Genomic DNA, 637 nt, shown 5'->3' on the forward strand with positions numbered 1-637 from the left:
TTGACAAAGCTAATTTCCCAGGACCATTTACAGCCGGTGTCAACCAAGTTATACCATACGAAGCTTTTGGTGGAGATGGAATGCTGACCCGCCTTATCTTGAAAGCCTCTGACAAGGCCCCTTGGTCAGACAATGGAATGGATAAAAATCCTGCTTTATTGCCACTTGAAGGCTTGGCTAAAGGCCAATATTTCTACGAAGTAGACTTGGCAGGTACTCAAGGTAAATCAGATAAAGAGCTGCTTGACTTCTTGAAACAAAATGGTACTCAAAGTTATAAAGCTACTATTAAAGTGTACGGTGTGAAAGATGGTAAGGCTGACTTGAGCAATCTGGTAGCGACTAAAGATTTGACTGTTAATTTGAATGGTTTGACCACACCAAATCAGGTTAAAGAGTCTGTTGTTAACAATGTCAAAGACATGATTGATGTTCCAGCTAGCTACCTTGATAAGGCTAAGGTTCCTGGACCTTTCTTGGCCGGTGTCAACCAAGTTATTCCATACGAAGCTTTTGGTGGAGATGGAATGTTGACCCGCCTCTTGTTAAAAGCTTCCGACAAGGCCCCTTGGTCAGACAACGGAATAGCTGAAAATCCAGCTCTATTGCCACTTGAAGGCTTGGCTAAAGGCCAATA

At 42.9% G+C, this 637-nt stretch carries 1 protein-coding gene; it reads left to right on the top strand.

Annotated elements, in window-relative coordinates:
- Positions 1-637: SSURE domain-containing protein (locus tag HMPREF2885_RS04700; RefSeq protein ID WP_186822453.1), on the top strand; the 637-nt coding region annotated here is incomplete at both ends.

The organism is Streptococcus sp. HMSC062H02 (assembly GCF_001813005.1).
GTDB lineage: Bacteria > Bacillota > Bacilli > Lactobacillales > Streptococcaceae > Streptococcus > Streptococcus oralis_S.